Annotated in this window: 20 protein-coding genes; 8 read left to right on the forward strand and 12 right to left on the reverse strand. The window is 63.7% G+C overall.

Annotated elements, in window-relative coordinates; translation table 11 throughout:
- Positions 1–66: 66 nt before the first annotated feature.
- Positions 67–315, forward strand: coding sequence for a WGR domain-containing protein (locus ACEXP3_RS15595; RefSeq protein ID WP_377298105.1), 249 nt, complete (start codon positions 67–69; stop codon positions 313–315).
- Positions 316–373: 58 nt separating this feature from the next.
- On the opposite strand, the gene pcaF is transcribed toward ACEXP3_RS15595, so the two are convergent.
- From pcaF to ACEXP3_RS15610, 3 genes are all read right to left on the reverse strand, one after another.
- Positions 374–1,579, reverse strand: coding sequence for a 3-oxoadipyl-CoA thiolase (gene pcaF, locus ACEXP3_RS15600; protein WP_377298106.1), 1,206 nt, complete (start codon positions 1,577–1,579; stop codon positions 374–376).
- A 108-nt stretch (positions 1,580–1,687) separates the two neighbouring features.
- Complete coding sequence (locus ACEXP3_RS15605) at positions 1,688–2,389, reverse strand: CoA transferase subunit B (RefSeq protein ID WP_377298107.1); 702 nt, start codon at positions 2,387–2,389, stop codon at positions 1,688–1,690.
- Positions 2,386–3,093 (reverse strand): 3-oxoacid CoA-transferase subunit A, encoded by a 708-nt coding sequence (locus tag ACEXP3_RS15610; RefSeq protein WP_210106154.1) that lies wholly within the window; start codon positions 3,091–3,093, stop codon positions 2,386–2,388. The genes ACEXP3_RS15605 and ACEXP3_RS15610 overlap by 4 nt, the downstream gene beginning before the upstream one ends.
- Before the next feature lie 129 nt (positions 3,094–3,222).
- Here ACEXP3_RS15610 and ACEXP3_RS15615 point away from each other — a divergent pair, with 129 nt between their 5' ends.
- Entirely contained in the window at positions 3,223–3,978 is a 756-nt protein-coding gene (locus ACEXP3_RS15615; protein WP_377298108.1) for an IclR family transcriptional regulator, read from the forward strand.
- 200 nt (positions 3,979–4,178) lie between these two features.
- A complete protein-coding gene (locus ACEXP3_RS15620; RefSeq protein WP_377298109.1) occupies positions 4,179–5,543 on the forward strand; it encodes an amidase in 1,365 nt (454 codons plus the stop codon).
- A 291-nt stretch (positions 5,544–5,834) separates the two neighbouring features.
- Here ACEXP3_RS15620 and ACEXP3_RS15625 read toward each other — a convergent pair whose 3' ends face one another.
- Positions 5,835–8,492, reverse strand: a complete 2,658-nt coding sequence (locus tag ACEXP3_RS15625) for a nitrate reductase (protein WP_377298110.1) — start codon at positions 8,490–8,492, stop codon at positions 5,835–5,837.
- Positions 8,493–8,599: 107 nt separating this feature from the next.
- Between ACEXP3_RS15625 and ACEXP3_RS15630 the strand changes: the two genes are divergently transcribed.
- Positions 8,600–8,794 (forward strand): type II toxin-antitoxin system HicA family toxin, encoded by a 195-nt coding sequence (locus ACEXP3_RS15630; RefSeq protein ID WP_210106150.1) that lies wholly within the window; start codon positions 8,600–8,602, stop codon positions 8,792–8,794.
- 5 nt (positions 8,795–8,799) lie between these two features.
- Entirely contained in the window at positions 8,800–9,198 is a 399-nt protein-coding gene (locus tag ACEXP3_RS15635) for a type II toxin-antitoxin system HicB family antitoxin (RefSeq protein ID WP_377298111.1), read from the forward strand.
- A 58-nt stretch (positions 9,199–9,256) separates the two neighbouring features.
- On the opposite strand, the gene nirD is transcribed toward ACEXP3_RS15635, so the two are convergent.
- The 8 genes from nirD to ACEXP3_RS15675 all read right to left on the reverse strand — a co-directional run bounded on the left by nirD (position 9,257) and on the right by ACEXP3_RS15675 (position 19,163).
- Positions 9,257–9,589: a nitrite reductase small subunit NirD gene (gene nirD, locus ACEXP3_RS15640; RefSeq protein WP_377298112.1), complete on the reverse strand. Its 333-nt coding sequence runs from the start codon at positions 9,587–9,589 to the stop codon at positions 9,257–9,259.
- 159 nt (positions 9,590–9,748) lie between these two features.
- Positions 9,749–12,196, reverse strand: coding sequence for a nitrite reductase large subunit NirB (gene nirB, locus ACEXP3_RS15645; protein ID WP_377298113.1), 2,448 nt, complete (start codon positions 12,194–12,196; stop codon positions 9,749–9,751).
- A gap of 5 nt (positions 12,197–12,201) precedes the next feature.
- Positions 12,202–12,999, reverse strand: coding sequence for an ABC transporter ATP-binding protein (locus ACEXP3_RS15650; RefSeq protein ID WP_377298114.1), 798 nt, complete (start codon positions 12,997–12,999; stop codon positions 12,202–12,204).
- An 11-nt stretch (positions 13,000–13,010) separates the two neighbouring features.
- On the reverse strand, positions 13,011–13,922 hold the full coding sequence (gene ntrB / locus ACEXP3_RS15655; protein ID WP_377298115.1) for a nitrate ABC transporter permease: 912 nt from the start codon (positions 13,920–13,922) through the stop codon (positions 13,011–13,013).
- A gap of 340 nt (positions 13,923–14,262) precedes the next feature.
- Positions 14,263–15,561 carry a CmpA/NrtA family ABC transporter substrate-binding protein gene (locus tag ACEXP3_RS15660; protein WP_377298116.1) on the reverse strand — a complete coding sequence of 433 codons (1,299 nt, stop codon included), beginning with the start codon at positions 15,559–15,561 and terminating at the stop codon, positions 14,263–14,265.
- A gap of 883 nt (positions 15,562–16,444) precedes the next feature.
- On the reverse strand, positions 16,445–17,719 hold the full coding sequence (locus ACEXP3_RS15665) for a CmpA/NrtA family ABC transporter substrate-binding protein (protein WP_377298117.1): 1,275 nt from the start codon (positions 17,717–17,719) through the stop codon (positions 16,445–16,447).
- Positions 17,720–17,751: 32 nt separating this feature from the next.
- Entirely contained in the window at positions 17,752–18,339 is a 588-nt protein-coding gene (locus tag ACEXP3_RS15670) for an ANTAR domain-containing response regulator (protein ID WP_210106142.1), read from the reverse strand.
- 122 nt (positions 18,340–18,461) lie between these two features.
- Complete coding sequence (locus ACEXP3_RS15675; RefSeq protein ID WP_210106141.1) at positions 18,462–19,163, reverse strand: GntR family transcriptional regulator; 702 nt, start codon at positions 19,161–19,163, stop codon at positions 18,462–18,464.
- Between the two features lie 290 nt (positions 19,164–19,453).
- On the opposite strand from ACEXP3_RS15675, the gene ACEXP3_RS15680 reads away from it, so the two are divergent.
- From ACEXP3_RS15680 to ACEXP3_RS15690, 3 genes are read left to right on the forward strand one after another with little or no spacing between them, the layout of a single operon-like run.
- Positions 19,454–20,221, forward strand: coding sequence for a LamB/YcsF family protein (locus ACEXP3_RS15680; RefSeq protein WP_377298118.1), 768 nt, complete (start codon positions 19,454–19,456; stop codon positions 20,219–20,221).
- Positions 20,218–21,873 (forward strand): 5-oxoprolinase subunit PxpB, encoded by a 1,656-nt coding sequence (gene pxpB / locus ACEXP3_RS15685; protein ID WP_377298119.1) that lies wholly within the window; start codon positions 20,218–20,220, stop codon positions 21,871–21,873. Before ACEXP3_RS15680 ends, pxpB begins: the two co-directional genes overlap by 4 nt.
- Positions 21,873–23,648 carry an acetyl/propionyl/methylcrotonyl-CoA carboxylase subunit alpha gene (locus tag ACEXP3_RS15690; protein WP_377298120.1) on the forward strand — a complete coding sequence of 592 codons (1,776 nt, stop codon included), beginning with the start codon at positions 21,873–21,875 and terminating at the stop codon, positions 23,646–23,648. Before pxpB ends, ACEXP3_RS15690 begins: the two co-directional genes overlap by 1 nt.
- The last annotated feature ends 2 nt before the right edge of the window (positions 23,649–23,650 follow it).

Consider the following 23,650-nt stretch of genomic DNA (forward strand, 5'->3'; position numbering starts at 1 on the left):
AATCAAGCCCAATCGATTCCAAACATGCGTTGGACGCTCTTCATCGTGTCCGCCACAATTGCGGCCATGACAGAACAACGATTTCACGCGCATCTGGCCCATCGCATTGACCCGTCCCGCAACATGGCACGGTTCTATCATGTTGCAATCGATGTCGATCTGTTCGGCGAAATCTGCCTCACCCGCAGCTGGGGTCGCATCGGTACGCTCGGGCGTGACCGCCAGCAGGTTTTTGATGATTGGACCGCGGCGGCAGAGGCCATGGATCAGCTGGTTTCCGCCAAGCGCCGGCGCGGTTACCGGTCGACAGCGTAAGTCATTGCCGACACTCCCTCTCCCCGGCGCATGCCAGTGAGAGAGAGCCGCGAGGGTATCAGGCCCGTTCCAGAAGCACGGCGATGCCCTGCCCTACGCCGATGCACATGGTCGACAGCGCGTAGCGGCCGCCGGTTTCCTGAAGTTCGAGCGCTGCCGTGCCGGTGATGCGGGCGCCCGACATGCCAAGCGGGTGGCCAAGGGCAATGGCGCCGCCATTGCGGTTGACGCGGGCATCATCATCGGCAATGCCCAGCTGACGAAGCGTGGCAAGGCCCTGGCTTGCAAAGGCCTCGTTGAGCTCGATCACCTCGAGCTGGTCATGGGTCAGACCCAACCGGTCGAGCAGTTTCTGGCTGGCAGGCGCCGGGCCAATGCCCATGATGCGCGGCGGAACACCGGCCGTTGCGCCGCCGAGGATGCGGGCAATCGGTGTCAGGCCATATTTTTTCGCAGCCGCTGCGGAGGCAATGATGAGCGCTGCCGCGCCGTCGTTGACGCCGGATGCATTGCCGGCCGTCACCGTGCCGCCTTCCTTGCGAAATGGCGTGGGGAGCTTGGCGAGCGTCTCGATGGTGGTGGCGCGGGGATGCTCGTCCTTCTCCACGACAACCGGATCGCCCTTGCGCTGCGGAATCGTTACGGAGACGATTTCCTTGGCAAGGCGACCATTGGCCTGCGCCGCCGATGCCTTGTTCTGGCTGCGCACGGCAAAGGCGTCCTGATCCTCGCGGCTCACATGAAAATCGGCCGCGACATTCTCGCCCGTCTCCGGCATCGAATCCACGCCATACTGTTTCTTCATCAGCGGATTGATGAAGCGCCAGCCGATCGTCGTGTCATAGATTTCGGCCGCGCGCGAAAAGGCGGTCTCGGCCTTCGGCATGACGAAGGGCGCGCGGCTCATGCTTTCCACGCCGCCGGCAATCATCAGCTCTGCTTCGCCGGCCTTGATGGCGCGGGCCGCGGCAATGACGGCGTCCATGCCCGAACCGCACAGCCGGTTGATGGTGGTGCCGGTGACCGAGACCGGCAGGCCGGCGAGCAGGAGAGACATGCGCGCGACATTGCGGTTGTCCTCGCCCGCCTGGTTGGCGCAGCCATAGATCACGTCATCCACAGCTTCCCAGTCGACGGAACTGTTGCGCTCCATGAGCGCCTTCAGCGGCACCGCGCCGAGATCATCGGCGCGCACGGACGACAGGGCACCGCCGAAGCGGCCGATGGGGGTGCGGATGTAATCGCAGATATAGGCGTCAGTCATGTCTATCTCCCTCAGGCATGGCGTGCCGAGCCGCAGCGCGGTTCGCCCCTTGCTGATATGCTTAAAGCATAAAACAATTTCGGCCAGCGGCGATTTTGCCGCGGGCGCTCAGAGTGTCGGCACGATCAGGTCGGCCACATCGCCATCGGTATGCAGCGGCGCGCCGGTCATCGCCTGCAGTTCATCCAGCGTCATGCCCTGGCGCATCTCGCGCAGGACGAAATGCCCGGCGCGGATATCGATCACCGCATGGCTGGTATAGACGCGGGTGATGCAGCCGACCCCCGTCAGCGGAAAGGTGCAAGTCTCCACCAGCTTGGGCTTGCCGTCCTTCGTCATATGCTCCGTGATGACGAAGACCTGCTTTGCGCCATGCACCAGATCCATGGCGCCACCGACGGCGGGTACGCCCTTGGAGCCGACGCGCCAATTGGCGAGATCGCCGTTCTGCGCCACCTGATAGGCGCCGAGAATGGCGACATCCAGATGGCCGCCGCGGACCATGGCAAAACTGTCGGCGTGGTGGAAGAAGGAAGCACCCGGCTTCAGCGTCACCGCCTTCTTGCCGGCATTGATGAGGTTCCAGTCCTCCTCCCCTTCCGGTGGCGGCTCGCCAAAATTCAGAATGCCGTTTTCGGTGTGGAAGATCGCCTCGCGACCCGGCGGCTGGTAGCGCGCCACCATTTCGGGAAAGCCGATGCCGAGGTTCACATAGGCGCCATCGGCAATGTCCTGCGCTGCGCGCCAGGCGATCTGGGCGTTGGTGAGCTTCAGGTCGTCACGAGTGTTGAGCGTGCTGCTATCGGTCATGCGTAGGCCACTCCGGCGCGGATGAGAACTTCTTCCTGTTGCGGGTCGGCGACTTCCACGACGCCGTTCACGAAAATGCCGGGTGTGATGACGGCTTCCGGATCGATGCCGCCGGGGGGCAGGATTGTCGTCACCTGGGCAATGGTGGTCTTGGCGGCCATGCACATCAGCGGATTAAAATTGCGGCCGGCCTTGTTGTAGGTGAGGTTGCCGTGGGTATCGCCAAGTTCCGCCTTGACGATGGCGAAATCGGCTTTCAGCCAGCGCTCCTGCACATAGGGCCGGCCGTCGAATTCGGCGATCACCTTCCCGTTGGCAAGTTCGGTTCCGTAAGCGGTTGGCGTATAGAAGGCCGGAATGCCCGCGCCGCCGGCACGGATGCGTTCGGCAAGCGTCCCCTGCGGCACCAGTTCCAGTTCGATTTCGCCGGCGAGATAACGATCGGTGAAGGCGCGCGGATCGGAAGAGCGCGGGAAGGAGCAGATCATCTTTTTGACCATGCCCGCATCGATCATGGCGGCAATGCCGATGCGGCCATTGCCGGCATTGTTGTTGATGACAGTGAGGTTTTTCACGCCTCGGTCGATCAGTGCGTGGATGAGTTCGATCGGCGCGCCCGATCCACCGAAGCCGCCGATCATGATGGTTGCGCCATCGAAAATGCCGGAGACGGCTTCAGCCGTGCTTCCGATTGTCTTGTCCATAGGGGCTCTCTCCCGGAGTTTTTCCTGAGGTGTAGTTAGCGCCCGCCGGTTGCCAGCCGTCAACTTTTTTGTGCGGTATTTGACTTTTGTTCAGATAACGCACAAATTGGGCGGCGACGGGAGTTGGGTATGCGGGAAACGGATTTCATCGGCAGCTTTGCCAAGGGCTTGAAGGTCATCGAAGCCTTCGGCGATGCGAGCCCTCGCCTCTCCATCGCGGATGTCGCGCGCCTGACCGGGCTTGATCGGGCAACGGCGCGGCGCTGTCTGCTGACCCTGCACGAGCTTGGCTATGCCGATTACGACGGGAAATTCTTTTCGCTGACGCCGCGCATCCTGCGCCTCGGCCATGCCTATCTCTCCGCCACGCCGCTTCCGCAGATCATCCAGCCCTTCCTCGATCGCCTGTCGGAAGAGGTGGGGCAGAGCGCTTCCGCAAGCGTGCTGGACGGGGCGGAAGTGGTCTATGTGGCGCGCGCCTCGCAGCGGCGGGTGATGTCGGTCAACCTCATGCCAGGCAGTCGCCTTCCCGCCTATTGCGCCTCCATGGGCCGCGTTCTGCTGGCCGCCCTTGCTGGCGATGAAGCCCGCCAACTGATCGAGGCGAGCGACCGGCGCGCCTACACCCCCTTCACCCGCACAGAGCCTGACGTGCTCATGGACGAGATTGAGCGGGTGCGACGCCAGGGCTTTGCCGTGATCGACCAGGAGCTGGAGCTCGGGTTGCGCTCCATCGCCGTGCCGCTTGCCAATGCGCGTGGCAAGGTGGTCGCGGCGCTGAACATCGGCGCGCCGGCAGCCCAGGTCACACCGGAGACGATGGCGGAACGCTATCTGCCGCCGCTGCAAGCGATCGCGCAACAGCTGCGTCCGCTCCTCCCTTGAGGCTGTCGCGACTCGGTTTCCGTGGTGACGACCCAGACCCGTTGACAGCTGTCAACTGATTCCCTTGCTGTCACTGCCGGGGCAAAAGTGCAGGGGAGCGGCCGCACGGCAAGCCGGTTTTCGTGCCATCGGGCTTGCATGGCCCGCCAAAAAATCCGAGCATCTGCTGTCCGTATTTTTCCCCATGCCTGGATGTTTTTATGACCAGACCTTTGACGATCCGCACCGCCGCCGCAGCGCTTGATGCCGGCACCACGACAGCCAGTACTCTGGCCGATGAAGCTATGTCCCGCATCAGCGATCCAGCCGGCGAGGGCGCCCGTGTCTTCATTCGCCGCAACGATCAGCGCGCCCGCCACCTCGCGGCCGCCTCGGAGAGGACCCGCGCGGCAGGCTTTTCGCGCTCGCCGCTGGAGGGTGTGCCGATCTCGGTGAAGGACCTTTTCGATATCACCGGCGAGACGACGTTGGCCGGCTCGGTTGCGCTGACGGGTAAGCCGGTTGCCACAGAAAATGCCCCGGTTGTCTCCCGCCTGATTGCCGCCGGCGCCGTCATCACCGGCACCACCAATATGAGCGAGTTTGCCTTTTCCGGCATCGGCATCAATCCGCATTACGGCACGCCGAAAAATCCCTACGACCGCGCCACCGGCCGCGTGCCCGGCGGCTCCTCGTCCGGTGCTGCCGTGTCGGTGACGGACGGCATGGCGGTGGCGGCCATCGGCACGGATACCGGCGGCTCCATCCGCATTCCGTCTGCCCTTTGCGGCCTGACCGGCTTCAAGCCAACTGCGCGCCGCGTCTCGGCAAAGGGCGTCGTGCCGCTCTCCACCTCGCTCGATTCCATCGGTCCACTCGCGGCCAGCGTCACCTGCTGCGCCATCATCGACGCCATCATTTCGGCAAGTGGTGAGGGCGTGCCGGAGGCCGCGCCCATCCGCGGTCTACGCCTCGCCGTGCCGCAGACCGTAGTGTTGGACGGCATGGACAAGACGGTTGCCGCCGCGTTCCAGCGAACGCTCTCGGCCCTCTCCGCCGCGGGCGCCGTCATCACCGAAATCGAGATCCCGGAGTTCGAAACGTTGTCCGGTATCTATGGGCGCGGCGGGCTGGTGGCGCCGGAAGCCTGGCACTGGCACCGCGCCCTGCTGGAGGAAGCGGGCGACACCTATGACCCGCGCGTCAAGACGCGCATCCTGCGCGGGCGGGATTTGAGTGCTGCCGATTATCTCGATGCGCTGGCGGCGCGTGCCGCATGGACGGCTGGCGTGACCGAGCGTGTGCGCGGTTATGATGCGGTGATCCTGCCAACCGTTCCGATCATCGCACCGGAGATTGCGCCGCTCGTGGCAGACGATACGGCCTTCTTTGCCGCCAACGGCCTCGTCCTGCGCAATCCGACCTTCTTCAACTTCCTGGATGGCTGCGGGCTTTCCGTGCCCTGCCACCGGCCGGACGAGGCGCCTGTCGGCCTGATGATTGCCGGAACCGCAATGCAGGACCGACACATCCTGTCCGTCGGCCTTGCCATCGAAGCGGTGCTGAACGCGGTCCGCGGCGAATGATCGAGGAGGGGAGGGGGTGCCCCTCCCGTCACTCTCGGGGGAGGCCGCTTGCCGCGACCACCACCGCTCCCTCTTTGGCTCGGCGGTTCGCCCGGTCGGCTGAGGTTCAAGAAAATTGGCTTTTTTCTTTCCCCGTGTCCGAAGGGCGTGTTATAAATCAACGCATGCAAAGCATCGGCCCGTTTGGCCGCCCTGCCGCATAACCTTCACCCCGCGGAAAAATTATCGGACATGAATCATGGTCGCGAGGCCGTGCGGTTAACCCGCCGTTTACCATGATTTCCGCACGGATCATTCGGCGGCCAGAACCTGCAAACTCTCAACGATGCGGCGGATTTCCGGCCGGCAGGAGCCGCAATTGGTGCCGGCCGACAGCGCCCCGCCGACCGCCTCCACCGAGCAGCACCCGGCTCTCACTGCGCCCGCGATCTGGTTTGCGCCGATATTGAAGCAGGAACAGACGAGCGCGCCGGGATCCGGCCGATCCAGGGCGGGGCGGCCGGCAAGAAGCGCCTGGCGCTCGACCGGATCAAGCTGTGGTTGGCCCAGTTGCGAGACGATCCAGGCGCGCGAGACCTCGACCGGAGAGGGGCTGACGAAGAGCGCACCCACCAGCCGGTCCCCGGCGAAGAAGGCAAGCCGCGTCCTTTTTTCATGGCGGTCCAGAGCGCCGCTGGCGGTCGCCTCCGTGCCGATGCCAAGGCTATGCCTTGCCCACGCCTCCCAGTCCTCGATTGGTTGGTCGAAGGCAAGTTCGATCCGGTAGCCCGCCTCGGTCCTGGCGAGCGCCCGGTAAGACGCGCCCTGCGGCTGCGGCTTCTGGTGCGAAACGGCAAAGGCATAGGCAGCCTGCGCGGCGCGCTTCACAGAAACGGCGCCGTGTTTCAGCGCCGGCTGGCCCGAAACCGGATCGGTGCATGGTGAAACCAGCGCGTTGATGCGGGCAGGGGATGCCGTCTCCTCCGTCCAGTGCATGGCGACGAAGACGGCGCCGCGGCGCTGCCGCTCCGTGATGAGCGCGCGCACGGTGACGCGCCCTCCGCCGGAGGCGGCAATGTCCACGAGATCTGCATCGTTGATGCCGCGCGTCTTTGCATCCAGCGGATGGATCTCGCAAAAAGGCTCGCCGATATGGGCGGAGAGGCGGGCGCTTTTTCCGGTTCGCGTCATCGTGTGCCAGTGATCGCGGATGCGACCGGTGTTGAGCACCAGCGGAAAATCGACCTCCACCCGTTGCGGTACGGCAGACGGCGTGGGCACGAAGCGGGCCCGGCCATCGGCATGGAAAAAGCCGCCATCGGCAAAGAAGCGCCGGTCGATGGCCGGCTGCCCCCGGCGCTGCGGCCATTGGAATGGCGTAAGCTCACTATAGGCTTCGGCGCCGATGTCGGCGTGGGCGCCGATGTCGAAATCGCGCTCGCCGTCGTTGTCGAAGGCGGACAGCGCTGCATGTTCGGCAAAGATAGCGGCCGCGCTATCGTAAGCAAAGGCTTTCGCAAATCCCATCCGCTGCGCCACCGCCTGAAGCTGCCACCAGTCCGGCCGTGCCTCGCCGGGGGAGGGGAGGAATGGCCGCTGGCGCGAAATCCGCCGTTCCGAATTGGTGACCGTGCCGGATTTTTCACCCCAGCCCGTTGCCGGCAACAGCACATGGGCAAAGCGCGTCGTATCGGTGGTCCGCTCGATATCGGAGACGACCACAAAGGGGCAGGCGGCAAGGGCGGCCTTCACCTGGTCGGCATCCGGCATGGAGACGACGGGGTTGGTGGACATGATCCAGAGCGCCTTGATGCGCCCGTCTGCCACCGCCTCGAACATCTCGACGGCCTTCAGCCCGGGTTTCTGCGCCATCCTCGGTGCGCTCCAGAAGCGCTGGACCCGCTCCCGGTGCTCAGCGTTCTCGATCGCCATATGGGCGGCCAGCATATTGGCAAGCCCGCCGACCTCGCGCCCGCCCATGGCATTCGGCTGGCCCGTCAGCGAAAACGGCCCCATGCCGGGGCGCCCGATGCGGCCGGTAGCCAGATGACAGTTGATGATGGCGTTCACCTTGTCGGTGCCGACCGAAGACTGGTTGACGCCCTGGCTATAGCAGGTCACCACCTTTTCGCTTCGGGCGAAAAGCTCGAAAAACTGCCGGATCTGCAGGGCAGGAAGCCCGGTTGCGGTGATAAGATCGGCCATGGAAAGATCGGCGGCGGCAAGCGCCTGCGCAAAACCGTGCGTATGGGCGCTGACGTAATTTTCGTCGACGGCACCGGTGCGGGCAAGATGGGTAAGGAGCCCGTTGAACAGCGCCACGTCGCCATCGGCTTGGATGGAAAGGTGCAGATCGGCAATATCGGACGTCGCCGTGCGGCGCGGATCGATGACCACCACCCTCATTCCCGGCCTTGCCGCCTTGGCGGCGGCGATGCGCTGGAAAAGCACCGGATGGCACCAGGCCATGTTGGAGCCGACCAGCACGACGAGATCGGCAAGCTCCAGATCTTCGTAAGTACCGGGCACCGTATCGGACCCGAAGGCACGGCGATGGCCGGCAACGGAGGAGGCCATGCAGAGGCGCGAATTGGTATCGATATTGGCCGAGCCGATAAAACCCTTCATCAGCTTGTTGGCGACATAATAATCTTCGGTCAGCAACTGCCCTGAAACGTAGAATGCCACCGCATCCGGGCCATGCTCGGCAATCACGGCCGAAAATCGCTCCGCCACGCGGGCAAGTGCGGCATCCCAGGAGGTAGGCTTCCCGTCCATCTCCGGTTGAATCAGCCGCCCCTCCAGCCCGATCGTCTCGGCCAGCGCCGATCCCTTCGAACACAGTTTGCCGAAATTGGCCGGATGATCCGGATCGCCGCGTACGCTGACGCCACCATCGTCTTCCACTCTTGCAATGACCCCGCAGCCGACGCCGCAATAGGGACAGGTGGTGCGCGTTTCATTAGACATCCTGGTTGTGCCTTGCGAGTGTTGAAAGCTCAGGGCGATGCTGGTCTCGACACAGACCTTGCCGGAAAGCTCGTGGATGTGTATATAATTGCGCACTGGGTTGATCGATGACCGAACGCGACAGCCGAAAGATCATCCAGCGTCTCAAGGACGAAGGATTTGTCGTCGTGTCGGTGCGCGGCTCACACCACAAGCTGCGCAAGGCTGAGCGGACGGTCATCGTTCCGCACCCGAAGAAGGATCTTCCGCTCGGCACGGCCCGCTCCATCGCGCGCCAGGCCGGCTGGATCGAGGAAGGATAGACCAGATGCGCCATTACATTGCCCTCGTCCACAAAGAAGCCGACAGCGCCTTCGGCGTGAGCTTTCCGGATCTGCCCGGCGTGTTTTCGGCAGCAGACGCGGAAAGCGATCTGGTTTCCAATGCCGTCGAAGCACTGCGTCTGTGGGCTGAGGATGAGACGCTTCCCGATCCCACTCCGATAGAGGTGCTGCTGGCGCGAGATGATATCCGCGCGGAGCTTGGTCTCGGGGCTGTGCTCATTCGTATCCCGCTCATTGAAGACGACAGCCGCGTGGTGCGCGCCAACGTGACATTCGAGGCCGGCACGTTGAAGGCAATTGATGCCGAAGCCGCCAGACGTGGCCTGACCCGCTCGGCGTTTCTGGCTAGTTGCGCGCGCAAGGAAATCGAAACCCGCGGGTAGGGAAGGGCAGGCGGCCCGACGAGAATTTCGCCACGGCGCATCGGCGCCAGCATCCGCGTCATTCCGCGGCCACCATCAGCGGCTGTTCCAGCCTGATCGACAGCTGGCCGTCGAGGTTGCGCAACGGAATGGTTTTCACCGCCCCTTCGTCAGCTCCCTGCGCCTGTCCGGTTTCCAGCGAGATCACCCAGTTGTGCAGCGGGCAGGTGACGGCCTTGCCGTGGACGATGCCCTGGGAGAGCGGCCCGCCCTTGTGCGGGCAGTGGTCCTCGATGGCAAAGACCTCGTTTTCGGCGGTGCGGAACACGGCGATCTTGCCGTTTGGTGTTTTCACGCAGCGCGCGCCGCGAAGGGGGATGTCGTCGATATGGCCGATGTCGATGAAGGTCATGCGATGCTTCTCCTGGTTGAAGTCCCCTCCCCAACCCCTCCCCACAAGGGGGAGGGGCTCACAGTGCCGAACCGTCACGCGGAAAACGAAGCGGTGCTGCAACGAGTCTCCCCCCTCGTGGGGGAGATGGCCGGCAGGCCAGAGAGGGTATTGCTTTGCCTATTCCGCCGCCTCGCCATAGCCCACGGTCGCCATAGGCTTGAACTCGTGCTTGTCCTTGCCGGACACGCGTTCCGACCACGGGTCCACCTGCGCGAATTTCTGCGAAAACACGAAACGCTCGTAATAGGCGCGGCGGCGGTCGGGATCCTGCAGGATCTGGCGGCGGATCTCGTCATGGCCGATGCGCTTTGCCCATTTGTAGATGCGCTCGAGATAACGCCCCTGTTCGCGGTACATCTGGGTGAGCGCCACGATATGCTCCAGCGCCTCGTCCTCGGTCTTCACCAGCCCCAGAACGTCGGTGCCCTTGATGTCGAGACCGGCGGCACCGGCGAAATGGATCTCGAAGCCCGAATCCACGCAGATGACGCCGATATCCTTGCAGGTGGCTTCGGCGCAGTTGCGCGGACAGCCCGAGACCGCAAGCTTCAGCTTGGCCGGCGTCCACGAGCCCCACATGAACTTTTCGATGCGGATGCCAAGGCCGGTCGAATCCTGCGTGCCGAACCGGCACCAGTCGGACCCGACGCAGGTTTTGACGGTGCGCAACCCCTTGGCATAGGCCTGACCCGAGATGAAACCGGCCTTGCCAAGATCGGCCCAGACTGCCGGCAGGTCTTCCTTCTCAATGCCGAGAAGATCGATGCGCTGGCCGCCGGTGACCTTCACCATGGGGATTTCGAACTTGTCGACGACATCGGCGATGGCGCGCAGTTCGGCAGCATTCGTGACCCCGCCCCACATGCGCGGCACGACGGAATAGGTGCCGTCCTTCTGGATATTGGCGTGGACACGCTCGTTGATATAGCGCGACTGGTAATCGTCGGCATATTCGTCCGGCCAGTCGGACACGAGGTAGTAGTTGAGCGCCGGGCGGCATTTAGCGCAGCCGCAGGAGGTTTTCCACTCCAGTTCCTGCATTACGGCCGGAATGGTTTTCAAGGTCTTCGCCTTGATCAGCCGGCGCACTTCGTCATGGCCCAGCTCAGTGCAGGTACACATGGGCGTGACGGCAGCCGGGTTATAGGCATCACCCAGCGTCAGCGCCATCAGCTGCTCGACAAGGCCGGTGCAATTGCCGCAGGAAGCGGAGGCTTTCGTGTGGGCGCGCACGCCATCCAGCGTCGTAAGCCCTTTGCCCGTAATCGCGCCTGTGATCTTGCCCTTGCAGACGCCGTTGCAGCCGCAGATTTCCGCATCATCCGGCAAGGCTGCAACGGCCGCCATAGGGTCCAGCGGAGACCCTCCCTGGTAGGACTGGCCAAAAATCAGGGTGTCGCGCATTTGGGAAATGTCGGTGCCCTTCTTCAGAAGATCGAAGAACCACGAGCCATCCGCCGTCTCGCCGTAGAGCACCGCCCCAATGATGCGGTTATCCTTCAGGACGAGGCGCTTGTAGATGCCGGCGGAGGCATCGCGCAGAACGATTTCCTCGCGGTCAGGCGCTTCGGCAAAATCACCGGCGGAAAACAGGTTGATGCCGGTGACCTTGAGCTTGGTGTTGACGACCGACCCCTGATACTCGGCCGAACCACCCGTTAGCCGGTCGGCCAGCACGCGCGCACTTTCATACAGCGGCGCCACCAGCCCGTAACAGATGCCGCGATGTTCGGCGCATTCGCCAAGCGCGAAAATCGAGGCATCCGAGGTCATCATGCCATCGTCCACCACGATGCCGCGGTTGACCGCAAGCCCCGCCTCCTTGGCAAGGCCTGAAGCCGGGCGGATGCCGACGGCCATGACCACCATGTCGCCGAAGATCACCCGGCCGTCTTCCAGCTCGATGCCCTCGACCTTCTCCGTTCCGAGAATCCGCTTGGTATTCGCCTTGGTGATGATCTCGATGCCGCGCTCGGAGAGCGCCTTTTCCAAGAGATAGGCGGCGGGCGGATCGAGCTGGCGTTCCATAATCGTCGGGTTGAGGTGAATGACCGTCACCTCCATGCCCTGCCGCTTCAATCCGTAAGCCGCCTCCAACCCCAGAAGACCGGCGCCGATGACGATGGCACGGCCTTTTGCCGAGGCAATCTCGACCATCTTTTCCACGTCATCGAGATCGCGATAGGCGAGAACGCCGGGCAGTTGATGACCGGGCACCGGGATGATGAAGGGCAGCGAACCGGTGGCGATCACCAGCTTGTCGTAAGCGACCGTGATGCCATTGGCGGAGGTAACGGTTTTTGCCTGCCGGTCGATGCCGGTGACTTTTGCGCCCTTGTGCAGCGTCACGCCATGCGCTGCGTACCACGCGTCATCATGGATGACGATGTCCCCATATGCCTTTTCGCCTGAAAGCACCGGCGAGAGCATGATGCGGTCATAGTTGACGCGCGGTTCGGCGTTGAAGATCGTCACGTCGAAAAGGCCGGGCGCCTTTTCGAACAGTTCTTCCAGCATGCGCCCCGGCGCCATGCCATTGCCGATGATAACCAGTTTCTGCGTCATGGTGCTCACTCCGCGGCTTCCACGAAGCGGTGACGTTCGTAGAGGAACTTCAACACGGCTTCGCGGGATTTGAGGTAGGTGCGATCGGAGGCAAGCGCGATGCGGTCGCGCCCGCGCGGGATCGGCACCTCCAGCACTTCGCCGATCCTGGCCGCCGGCCCATTGGTCATCATCACGATGCGATCAGAGAGGAGCACGGCCTCGTCCACATCATGGGTGATCATGATCATCGTGTTGCCGAGCCGCGAGTGAATCTCCATCACGGCATCCTGAAGATGGGCGCGGGTCAAGGCATCGAGTGCGCCAAAGGGTTCATCGAGCAGCAGGATCTTTGGCTCCATGGCGAGCGCGCGCGCAATGCCGACGCGCTGTTTCATGCCGCCGGAGATTTCCGACGGGCGCTTGTCCTTGGCATGGGCCATCTGCACGAGATCGAGATTGCGCATCACCCAGTCGTGCTTTTCGGCGCGCGTCTTCTTGCCGGCAAAAACCTTGGAGACGGCGAGATTGACGTTTTCATAGACGGTCAGCCAGGGCAGCAGGGAATGGTTCTGGAACACCACGGCGCGTTCCGGGCCGGGGGAATTGACCTCGGCATTGTCAAGCAGCACCGCGCCGGCCGAGACGCGGGTGAGTCCGGCAATGAGGTTCAACAGCGTGGACTTGCCACAGCCGGAATGGCCGATGATGGAGACGAACTCACCCTTGTCGATGGTGAGCGAAATATCCTTCAGCACTTCGGTCTTCGTGCCGGCCCGCTCGAAGCTCTTGTCGACGTGATCGATTTTCAGATAGGCGCTCATGGGGTCTCTCCTCAGTTCCGGGCCGTGCCGCGGGTGACGACGGAGCCGATCAGAGCCACCAGCTTGTCGAGGACAAAGCCGGTGACGCCGATATAGGCGAGCGCCACGATGATGTCGGTGAGGCGCGAGGAATTCCACGCATCCCAGATGAAGAAGCCGATGCCGACGCCGCCAGTCAGCATTTCGGCGGCAACGATGGCAAGCCACGACAGGCCCACCCCGATGCGAAGGCCGGTGAAGATGTAAGGGGCAGCCGCCGGCACCATGATGCGGACAAAAAATTCCAGCGGATTGAGGCGCAGCACGCGGGCGATGTTGCGATAGTCATCGGGAATATTGCGGACACCGACAGCGGTGTTGATGATGACCGGCCAGATCGAGGTGATGAAGATCACGAAGATGGCCGACGGATTGGAATTCTGGAAGGCGGCGAGCGACAGCGGCAGCCAGGCGAGCGGCGGTACCGTGCGCAGCACCTGGAAGATCGGGTCAAGCCCGCGCATCGCCCAGACGGATTGCCCGACGACGGCGCCCAAAAGCACGCCGGCCACGGCTGCAAGACCAAAGCCCATCGCCACACGCTCCAGCGAGATCAGCACGCGCCAGGCAAGGCCGATATCCTGCGGGCCATTGTTGAAGAAGGGGGAGGCGATGAGATCGTAGCTGTCGATCCACACCTGCGACGGCGGTGGAAGATTGGCGCCGGGGCCGGAACAGGCAATCTGCCAGATGCCGAGCAGCGCCAGAAGCACCACGAGCGGCGGCACGACATTGCGCAGCAGCGCCATCGCTAAGGGCTTCAGGTTGAGTTTCGGCACCGGACGGCGCGACAGCGCAACGACGGTGCCGCTTGTGCCGGCCGTTGCCTTTGCGATGGTCTTCGCCGTCATCTCAGTCTCGGCCTTGCGGGCTGTTGCGGTCATTGTGTGGTCCTCTCGGGCGCAGTTATCAGGATCAATCACAGGTCACGGGGTTCGGGCGCCCCGCATACGCTGCCGGAGTTGCCGACCGAAGGCAGAGAGCACAGGGACGCCCCTCATCCCCCTGCCGGGACCTTCTCCCCGCATGCGGGGAGAAGGGGTTTTGCATCGGGCAGGAACGCCCCTCCCAAACCCTCCCCACAAGGGGGAGGGCTTAACCCGGCGCCCGCTCTACGGCAGGAACCGAACACCTGCCGCGTTGGGTCTCCCCCCTTGTGGGGGAGATGGCCGGCAGGCCAGAGGGGGTCTCCTTAGAAGGGCGGCAGCCTGGTGAGGGGCAGCCTCAGGCGCTTGCCTTGATCGAAAGGCTGTCGAGATACGCTTTCGGATTTTCCGGATCGAAAACCTTGCCGTCGAAGAAGGTTTCCTTCCCGCGCGAGGAACTGGCCGGGATGTCGGCGGCAGCGACACCGAGATCCTTGGCGGCGGCGCGCCAGATGTCTTCGCGGTTCACCTTGTCGACCAGCGCCTTGATGTCGGTATCCGGCGCGAACTTGCCCCAGCGGATGTTTTCGGTGAGGAACCAGGCGTCGTGGCTCTTGAAGGGATAGGAGGCATGGTCCTTCCAGAACTTCATCTCGAGACCGGACTTTTCCACTACACGGTCATTGCCGTAATTGATGGTGCCCTTCAGGCGCCCGGCCACATCCTTCGGCGGCACGTTGAACCACTGGCGCTTGCCCAGGATGGCGGCCATTTCTTCCTTGTTGTCCATGCTGTCGGCCCAGATCTGGGCTTCCATCACGGCCATCATCAGGGCGCGGGCGGCATTCGGGTTCTTCTCGATCCAGTCCGAGCGCAGTCCGAGCGCCTTTTCCGGATGGCCCTTCCACAGCTCGCCGGTGGTGCAGGCGGTAAAGCCGATGCCCTGGTTGACCAGTTGCTCGTTCCACGGCTCGCCCACACAGAAGGCATCCATGTTGCCAACCTTCATGTTCGCTACCATCTGCGGCGGCGGCACGACGATGGTGGAGACGTCCTTGTCCGGATCGATGCCGCCGGCGGCGAGCCAATAGCGGATCCAGAGATCATGCGTGCCGCCCGGGAAGGTCATCGCCACCTTGATTTCGTTGCCGGCGGCCTTCTTGGCGGCAAAGGCCGCCTTCAGCTTGGAGGCATCCAGCTGCACGCCGGTCGATGCATATTCCTTGGCAACCGAAATGCCCTGGCTGTCGAGGTTGAGGCGGGCCAGGATCGACATCGGCACGGCGACATTGTTCTGCGTCACCTTGCCGGTGGACATCAGATAGGGCAGGGGCGTCAGGATATGGGCGCCATCGATGCCGTTGGCGGCGCCGCCGAGCACGAGATTGTCGCGCGTCGCCCCCCAGGAGGCCTGCTTCAGCACTTCGACATCCGGCATGCCATGCTTGGCAAACAGGCCCTTTTCCTGCGCGATGATCAAGGGTGCCGCATCGGTCAGCGCGATAAAGCCGAGCTTGACGCCCTTCACTTCCGGGCCGGCTCCTGCGGCAAAGGCACCGGAGGGAAAGGCCATGCGGACCGCGCCGATCAAGCCTGCGGCTGCGGTCGTCTTCAAAATTCCGCGGCGGCTAAAGCCTGCGCCTGTCGTCTTCGTCATATGCTGTTCCCCTTTTTTGGTGACGGAGATGCGGAAAAACAAAAAACGCCGCCCGGTATGATGCGCGCCACGGGCAAAATCCCATGGGTTGCAAAAACCAAGCGACGTCGGTGTCTCTGGTGAACGCGGTATAGGCGCTCTTTGTCTCCGGTCGCCGTTGACCGGATGCGTTTAGAAATGCAAAGGCCGTGCCAGTTGCATCGGGCGCGGGCTATGTGGCTGAAAGAGCTTGTTCTTGTGGAGAATATGCCTCGACTATCTGCTGCAGCATGCGCGTCAGGCCTGCATAAATTGCGGGCACATGCTGCAATTGCCTAAAACATGCCGCACGGGAAATGGGCAGTGGGAGGGGCGGCGCAGATGGATTTGGGCGAGTGGCGAGCGGGGCTGGTGACGTTGCATGTGCCGTTTTACCCCCTCTGCCCTGCCGGGCATCTCCCCCACAAGGGGGGAGATCAGACTGGGTTCACGCCGCAGTCACTATTGGGCAGGGGCGCCGCATGTGCCGTCTACCCCCCCTCTGTCCTCCCGGACATCTCCCACTCAAGGGGGGAGAACCGACGTGACAAGCGTCCCGTTCCCAGCATCAAACGGTGCGGCCGGGTTAAGCCCTCCCCCTTGTGGGGAGGGTTTGGGAGGGGACTTTCTCCATATGCGATAGCCCTTGCACATGGGGGAGATCAGCGCGGGGTTTATGCCGCAGTCCCAATGTACACGTCTTGCCGCCGCCGGTTGGGCGGGCGCCGAAACGCGGATTGCTGCCTGTTCGGCAGACACTTTGGTGTCTGGGGATCGAGACCCCCGTTTCCAGCTGATCTCCCCCCGTGTGGGGGAGATGTCCGGCAGGACAGAGGGGGGTGAACCGCAGGTGCGACGTCGACCCTCAAAAATCCTGCGGATCACTCCCCGCAGCTCCGCCGCTTTTCACGGCAAAGCCCGCGACGTATTCCTGCATTCGCGCCGGATCGAAAACATGACCGTCCATGAAACGGTCGTTGTCCGCGACACCCTCAAGACCTTCGCCGCCATCAACCGGCGCAGCATCAGCTCCGAGCGCCGAGCGATAGAGATCCGGGCGAAACGCGCTTTTTGCCTTGGCAAGCGCTTGCTCGCCATAGCCGGTCTGGCCCCAGCGGATCATCTGGCTGAAAATCCACAGCGCCTGGTTTTCGCGCGGCAGGTTGGCGCTTTGCCGGTGGAACTGGAAGTAATCGGGGATCACCCGGCGGTTGCCCTTGGCATCCAGGCTGAACTCGCCGGCGAGCACATGGCGGATGATGTCCTTGGAGGCTGCAATATACCGCGGCCCCGCCAGCATGTCGGCGAGTGTGTCGTGGTTATCGGCGTCGTCGCACCAGCGTGCGGCGGCATCGAGCGCCACGATCAGCCGCGATACGGTGTCTGCATTCGCCTCGGCCCAGTCGGGCCGCATGCCGATGACCTTTTCCGGTGCCGAGGGCCAGATATCCTGTTTGGCCGCGACGATGCGCCCAACACCACGCTCGCAGGCCACCATGTTCCACGGCGCGCCGACGCAGAAGCCGTCGATGGCGCCTGCGGCCAGTGCATCGGAGGTGAGGGGAGGGGGAACCACGACCAGCTTCACGTCGCGATCCGGATCGATGCCGCCGGCCGCCAGCCAATAACGAAATTCGTAATTGTGCGAGGAGAAGGGATAGGTCATGCCAAGCGTCGGCGGCTGTTCGCGCCGCTCGCGCATATCCTGAACGACGGCGGAAAGCGCCCGCGCATTTTCCAGCGCCGAGGCCTGCTCGCCAAGCCCGGTCAGCGCCTGCATGCGGGAGAAGAGCCGGGTGGAGAGCGTGATCGCATTGCCGCCGCGCCCCAGCGAAAACGGCGTGATGGTGGGCGAGGGGTTGGAGCCGAGGCCCAGCATGGAGGCAACCGGCATGGGCGAGAGCATATGGGCGATGTCGAACTGGCGAAAGGCCAGCCGGTCGCGCACATTGGCCCAGGAGACATCGCGCACCAGATCGAGCGTCAGTCCTTCACGTTCGGCAAGACCCGTCTCGAGCGCGGCAATCAGGATGGAGGCATCCATCAGCGGAATGAAGCCGGCGCGCAGCACGCGCTGCTCGCGCCCGGCAAGGATGGCCGGGCCAGCCGGTGCGCCGATGTCTTCCACCTTCGTTGCCATGTCACCCGCTCCCGCATGTCCCGATCGTTCAATCACAGCAGCAACCCCGCTGCCGTCACCACGCTCTGGGCGATGTCGGCCAGTTTCTTCTTCTCGTTCATCGCCGTCTGGCGCAGAAGCGCAAATGCTTCTTCTTCCGACAGGCCACGCATCTTCATCAGGATACCCTTGGCACGCTCGATCACCTTGCGCTCGCCGAGCTGGCTGCGCGCTTCGGCCAGTTCCCGCTGCAGGCGGCTGAAGGCGTTGAAACGGCTGACGGCCATGTCGAGGATGGGCTTCACTCGCTCCTTGCGCAGCCCGTCGACGATATAGGCAGACACGCCCGCATCCACTGCCGCCTCGATGGAGGCCGTATCGGAGCGATCGACAAACATGGCGATCGGGCGCGAGACGGTGCGCGTCAGCTGGAACAGGTGTTCCATCATGTCGCGATTGGGGTTTTCGATATCGATGATGATCACATCGGGCGACAGCGTCTCGATGGTACGGGCAATGCCGGTCATCTCATGGGCGACGGTGACGCGCAGATGCCCCGCCTCGCGCAAGCCTTCCTCGATGATGGCCGCGCGCACGGCATTTTCATCGATCACAAGAATGGTGAGGTCGGGGGCTCGCATAGAGAAGTGATGCCGCAGCGCAGCATGCTTGGCAAGCCTGTTTCCCCGCAAAAGGTGCGGTCTCCCATTGTCTTGCAGCTGCCCGGCTCATGGTCCGTTGTGAGTTCGCATGAAGCCGTTGCTCAGCTGCTGCGGGGCGCAAGCCTGCCATAGGCGCCGAGGATGAACCGTTCGGCCTGGTTGAGATAGGTCTCCATGCTGTCTGCGGCCTTTGCCGCCTGTCCCTCCTCGAATTCTGTGAGGATCTTCAGGTTCTGGTCAATGAAGGGGGCGTGCAGGAATTCGGGATCGCGCAAGAGGCCGAAGACGAGGCGCAGTTCCAGCGAGACTTCGAAGAAGAAGGCCGACAGGCGCGGGCTGTCGGCCAGTTCCACCACGGCGGCATGAAAGGCGATGTCGGCGCTGCCGACACCGAGCCAGTCTTGCGTGCTGCGGCAGGTTCGGGCCGCATCGACAGCGGCGCGCATCTTCTTGGCGCTCGGGTGGCTGGGATGCGCCTGTGAAAGGGCCGGACATTCGATCATCCGGCGCACCCGGTAGATGTCCATGATCGTTGCCATGCTGGGGGTGGCGACGAAGACGCCGCGATTGGCCTCGTGGCGCAGAAGCCCCTCTTTGGTCAGCAGGCGAAACACCTCGCGAAGCGTGTTGCGCGACACCTGCATTTCTTCGCTGAGCGCCAGTTCCGACAGGTGGCTGCCGGGCGTCAGGCGGCCGGACACCACCTGTTCACGGATCCGGTCCGCCACCGTTTCGGCAAGCGTCTGGACAATGGTCGATTGCGCCTCATTTGCCGCGTTGTGTGCCGCGTTGAGTATTTTCATCTCGTCCCGATCCGCCCTGACCTGACTTGCGCTGCCCTGGTCCGTCTTCAACTGCCCCGTCCCCGTCTATCCCCGCCAGGCTCTTCCGCCTGCTGGAATCGGCATGTTCCACAGCCATAGGCGCGAACGGGAGGCCACATCAACAGGAAAGCGCCTGCGCCTTGTGATGCACTGCACAACAGAATGGCATTTGATTACATGTAGGGCAATGTGTAAATATTGTTCAACACTATGGACATGATTGTTCTCCTTTGCTAGCGTTCCCTGGTCTTGGCCCGGGGGAGCTTCACATGCGCACAATCGATCTCAACAGCGATCTCGGCGAGAGTTTCGGGGCCTGGACGATGGGCGACGATGCGGCCATGCTGGACGTGGTAACGAGCGCTAATATTGCCTGCGGCTTTCACGCCGGCGATCCGGCCGGCATCCTGAAGACCGTGAAGGCAGCGGCCGCCCGCCAAGTCGCCATCGGCGCCCATGTCGGCTATCGGGATCTGGCAGGCTTTGGCCGCCGCAACATGGATCCCTCAAGCGAAGAGCTGGTCGGCGACGTGATCTACCAGATCGGCGCGCTGCAGGGACTTGCACGCGCTGCCGGCACCCGCGTCACCTATGTGAAGCCGCATGGCGCGCTCTACAACACCATCGCCGTGGATGCCCGTCAGGCGGAAGACGTGATCACCGCCATCAAGGCGGTCAACCCGGATCTCGTTCTGATGGCGCTTGCCGGTTCGCCGCTCGTCGAGCAGGCGCGGGCGGCCGGCCTCCGGGTCGTCGCGGAAGCCTTTGCCGACCGCGCCTATACGGCAGATGGCCAGCTGCTGTCGCGTCGCCTGCCCGGTGCCGTGCTGCACGATCCCGAAGAGGTGGCCGAGCGGATGATCGCTCTGGTGCGCGACGGCACGATCCTCTCCATTGATGGAACGCTGACCACCATTGAGGCCGACAGCATCTGCGTCCATGGCGACAGCCCCGGCGCGGTCGAGATCGCGCGCCGTCTTCGGCTTCGTCTGACCGAGGCAGGTCTTGCCATTGCCGCCTTTGCGGATGCCGCATGAGCGTGTGTCCGGCCCTGGAAACGTCAGCGGAGAGCGTGGGCGCATGGCGCATCCTGCCGATGCGCCATGGCGCGGTGCTGCTGGAGCTTGCCGATCTGAAGCAGACGCTTGCGCTTTACGATGCGCTTTGCCGTCAAAACCTGGCCGGCATCCGCGAGATCATTCCGGCAGCCCGCACGGTGATGATCGAGTTCGATCCGGCCCTGCTGTCACTTGAAACCCTTGCAACCACCCTCCGCGGGCTCGACACGGCCGAGACAGCTTCCCAAGCAGGCGCCTGCATCGAGATCCCGGTGCGCTATGACGGCGAGGATCTCTCGGACGTCGCAGAGGTTTTGAACATGTCTCCCGAGGAGGTCGTGCGCCGGCATACGGGTCATGACTATCTGGTGGCATTTACCGGTTTTGCGCCGGGCTTTGCCTATCTTGCCGAGGGCGATCCGCGCCTTGTCGTGCCGCGCCGGAAATCGCCGCGCACGCTGGTGCCGGCAGGCTCGGTGGGGCTCGCCGGTGCCTTCAGCGGCATCTATCCGAAGGCAAGCCCGGGCGGATGGCAGCTGATCGGCACCACGCCGCTTGCCCTCTTCGATATCGACCGCCAGCCGGCGGCACTCCTGCAGCCGGGCCAGCGGGTGCGTTTCGTCGATATGGCGAAGGACGCCGCCTACGCCGTCCAGGGGGACGGGCGCGAAACTTCGTTCTCGAAGCGCGCGACAGCGCCGGGTGCCCAGCCCGGGAACGCCATCGAAGTTCTGAGCGTCGGGCTTCCGGTTCTGTTTCAGGATCTTGGCCGCGCGGGGCTCGTCGCCCAGGGCATCAGCCGCTCCGGCGCTGCCGACCGGGAAAGCCTCAAGGCGGCAAACCGTCTCGTCGGCAATCCGGCAGAGACCGCGGCGCTTGAAATCACGCTTGGTGGCTTTTCCTTCCGCATGCGCGGGCAGGGTGTCATGGCCGTTGCTGGCGCCCTGGTGGAGATCACCATCACCACGGCCGCCGGCGGTGTCATCAAGGCACCGCATCACGCCGCCGTGGCGCTGGAGGAGGGCGACAGCGTCACCCTCTCGAGCGCCACCGTCGGCCTTCGCGCCTATCTTGCCCTGCGCGGCGGCTTCGATATCGCCCCGGTTCTTGCCAGCCGATCGACCGACATGCTGGCGCAGATCGGTCCTGAACCCTTGAAGGCAGGCGAGGTGGTCGCCATTGCCAATGCCCCATCCGGCAGCCCCGTTGCCCTTGCCGAAACCCCTGCCTTCGTCATGCCGCGCGCGGGCGAGGTGGTCACGCTCGATATCGTGTTCGGGCCACGGACCGACTGGTTCACTGAAGCCTCTGTTACGCGCTTCCTGTCGCAGGAATGGGCTGTATCGGCGCAATCGAGCCGCGTCGGCATCCGTCTTGAAGGCGAGGCGCTGGAGCGCAAGGTGACCGGCGAACTGCCGAGCGAGGCAACGCTGCGCGGCGCCATCCAGGTGCCGGCGAGCGGCCAGCCGGTGCTCTTCCTCGTCGATCATCCACTGACCGGCGGCTATCCCGTGATCGGCAATGTGGCCGGCCATCATCTGGATCTTGCCGGCCAGATCCCGCCTGGCGCGCGCATCCGCTTTCGCGCTGCCGCCCCCTTTGCTCCCCATTTCCTGCAAGGACAGCCGTGATGAAAAAGGTGCTGATTGCCAATCGCGGTGAAATCGCCGTGCGCATCATCCGGGCCTGCCGCGATTACGGGCTGACAAGCGTCGCCGTTTATGCCGATGTCGATGCCGATGCGCTTTTCGTGACGCTGGCCGACGAGGCTTATGCGCTCGACGGCAACAGCCCGAAAGACAGCTATCTCGACATCGACAAGCTGATCGCCATTGCCAAACGTGCCGGCGCCGATGCGGTGCATCCGGGCTATGGGTTCCTGTCGGAAAATGCCGGCTTTGCCAGCGCTGTCATGGCCGCCGGCCTCACCTGGATCGGACCCGACCCGGATGTCATCGAGGCGCTCGGCGACAAGCTGAAGGCGCGCGAGATTGCCCGAAAGGTCGGCGCGCCGCTGGTGGCCGGCAGCGATGGAGCGATCTCAAGCTCAGTTGAAGCGCTGGCCTTTGCCAGAGAATTCGGCCTGCCAATTGCCATAAAGGCCGCCCATGGCGGCGGCGGGCGCGGCATGAAGATCGCCCGCCATCTGGACGAGGTGGAAGACCTGTTCAACTCCGCTACCCGCGAGGCGCTGACCGCATTCGGGCGTGGCGAATGCTATGTCGAACAGTTCCTCGACCGCCCGCGCCATATCGAGGCGCAGGTGCTGGCAGACAGGCACGGCTCGGTCCTGGTCGTCGGCACGCGCGATTGCTCGCTGCAACGGCGCAACCAGAAACTGGTGGAAGAAGCGCCGGCACCCTTCCTGTCGCCGGAGCAGCGCCACCTCATCCACACCGCCGCGCACGATATCTGCAAGGCGGCCGGTTATGTCGGCGCGGGCACCGTGGAATTCCTCTTGAGCGCCGATGGCCTCATCTCCTTCCTCGAAGTCAACACGCGGCTGCAGGTGGAGCATCCGGTGAGCGAGGAGACGACGGGGCTCGATCTCGTCATCGAACAGTTCCGGATTGCAGAGGGTGAGCCGCTGACGGCGACGCAGATGCCGGAGCCGCGCGGCCACGCCATCGAGTTTCGCATCAATATCGAGGATCCTGCCCGCGGCTTCCTGCCCTTTGCCGGAAAGATCAAGGTGTTTAGCCCCCCCTCCGGCCCCGGCGTGCGGCTGGATGCCGGCGTTGCAAGCGGATCCGATGTCGCTCCGATGTTCGATTCGCTGGTGGCAAAACTCATCGTCTGGGGGCCGGATCGCGCCACGGCGATTGCGCGTGCGCGCCGGGCGCTGGCCGAGTTTCAGATCGACGGCGTGCCCTCCGTTCTGCCCTTCCACCGCGCAGTGCTTGCCCATCCGGATTTTGCCGGCAGCGCGTTCAACGTTCACACCCGCTGGATCGAGACCGATTTTGCCAGTGAACTGGAAACCCAGCACCGGCCGGAACCGCAGGACGAGGAGGCCATGCTCTCCGGGCATGTCGAGATCGACGGCAAGCGGGTGGCGCTTCGCCTGCCTCAGAGCTTGCTTGCGCGCTTCGGGGGAGGGGGTGTTGCAACGGCCGCAAAGCCTGCATCGGCCCGGCCCGACGAGACGGCGCTTCTCGCCCCCGTGCCCGGCAATCTCGTGCACTGGACCGTGTCTGACGGGCAGGCGGTGGAAAAGGGAACGGTGGTTGCCATGATGGATGCGATGAAGATGGAGACGGCCGTCTCCGCCCCTCAGGCCGGCATTCTCTCCATCTCTGCCGCCGCCGGGTCCTTCCAGCAGGCCGGTGCCGTTCTCGGCCATATCCGGCCGCCCGCTTCTTCTTCCACCCCCATGGCTGACGTCCAGCCGGAGGCGCTGACATGACA

The organism is Neorhizobium fuzhouense, from assembly GCF_042611105.1.
Classification (GTDB): Bacteria; Pseudomonadota; Alphaproteobacteria; order Rhizobiales; family Rhizobiaceae; genus Neorhizobium; species Neorhizobium galegae_A.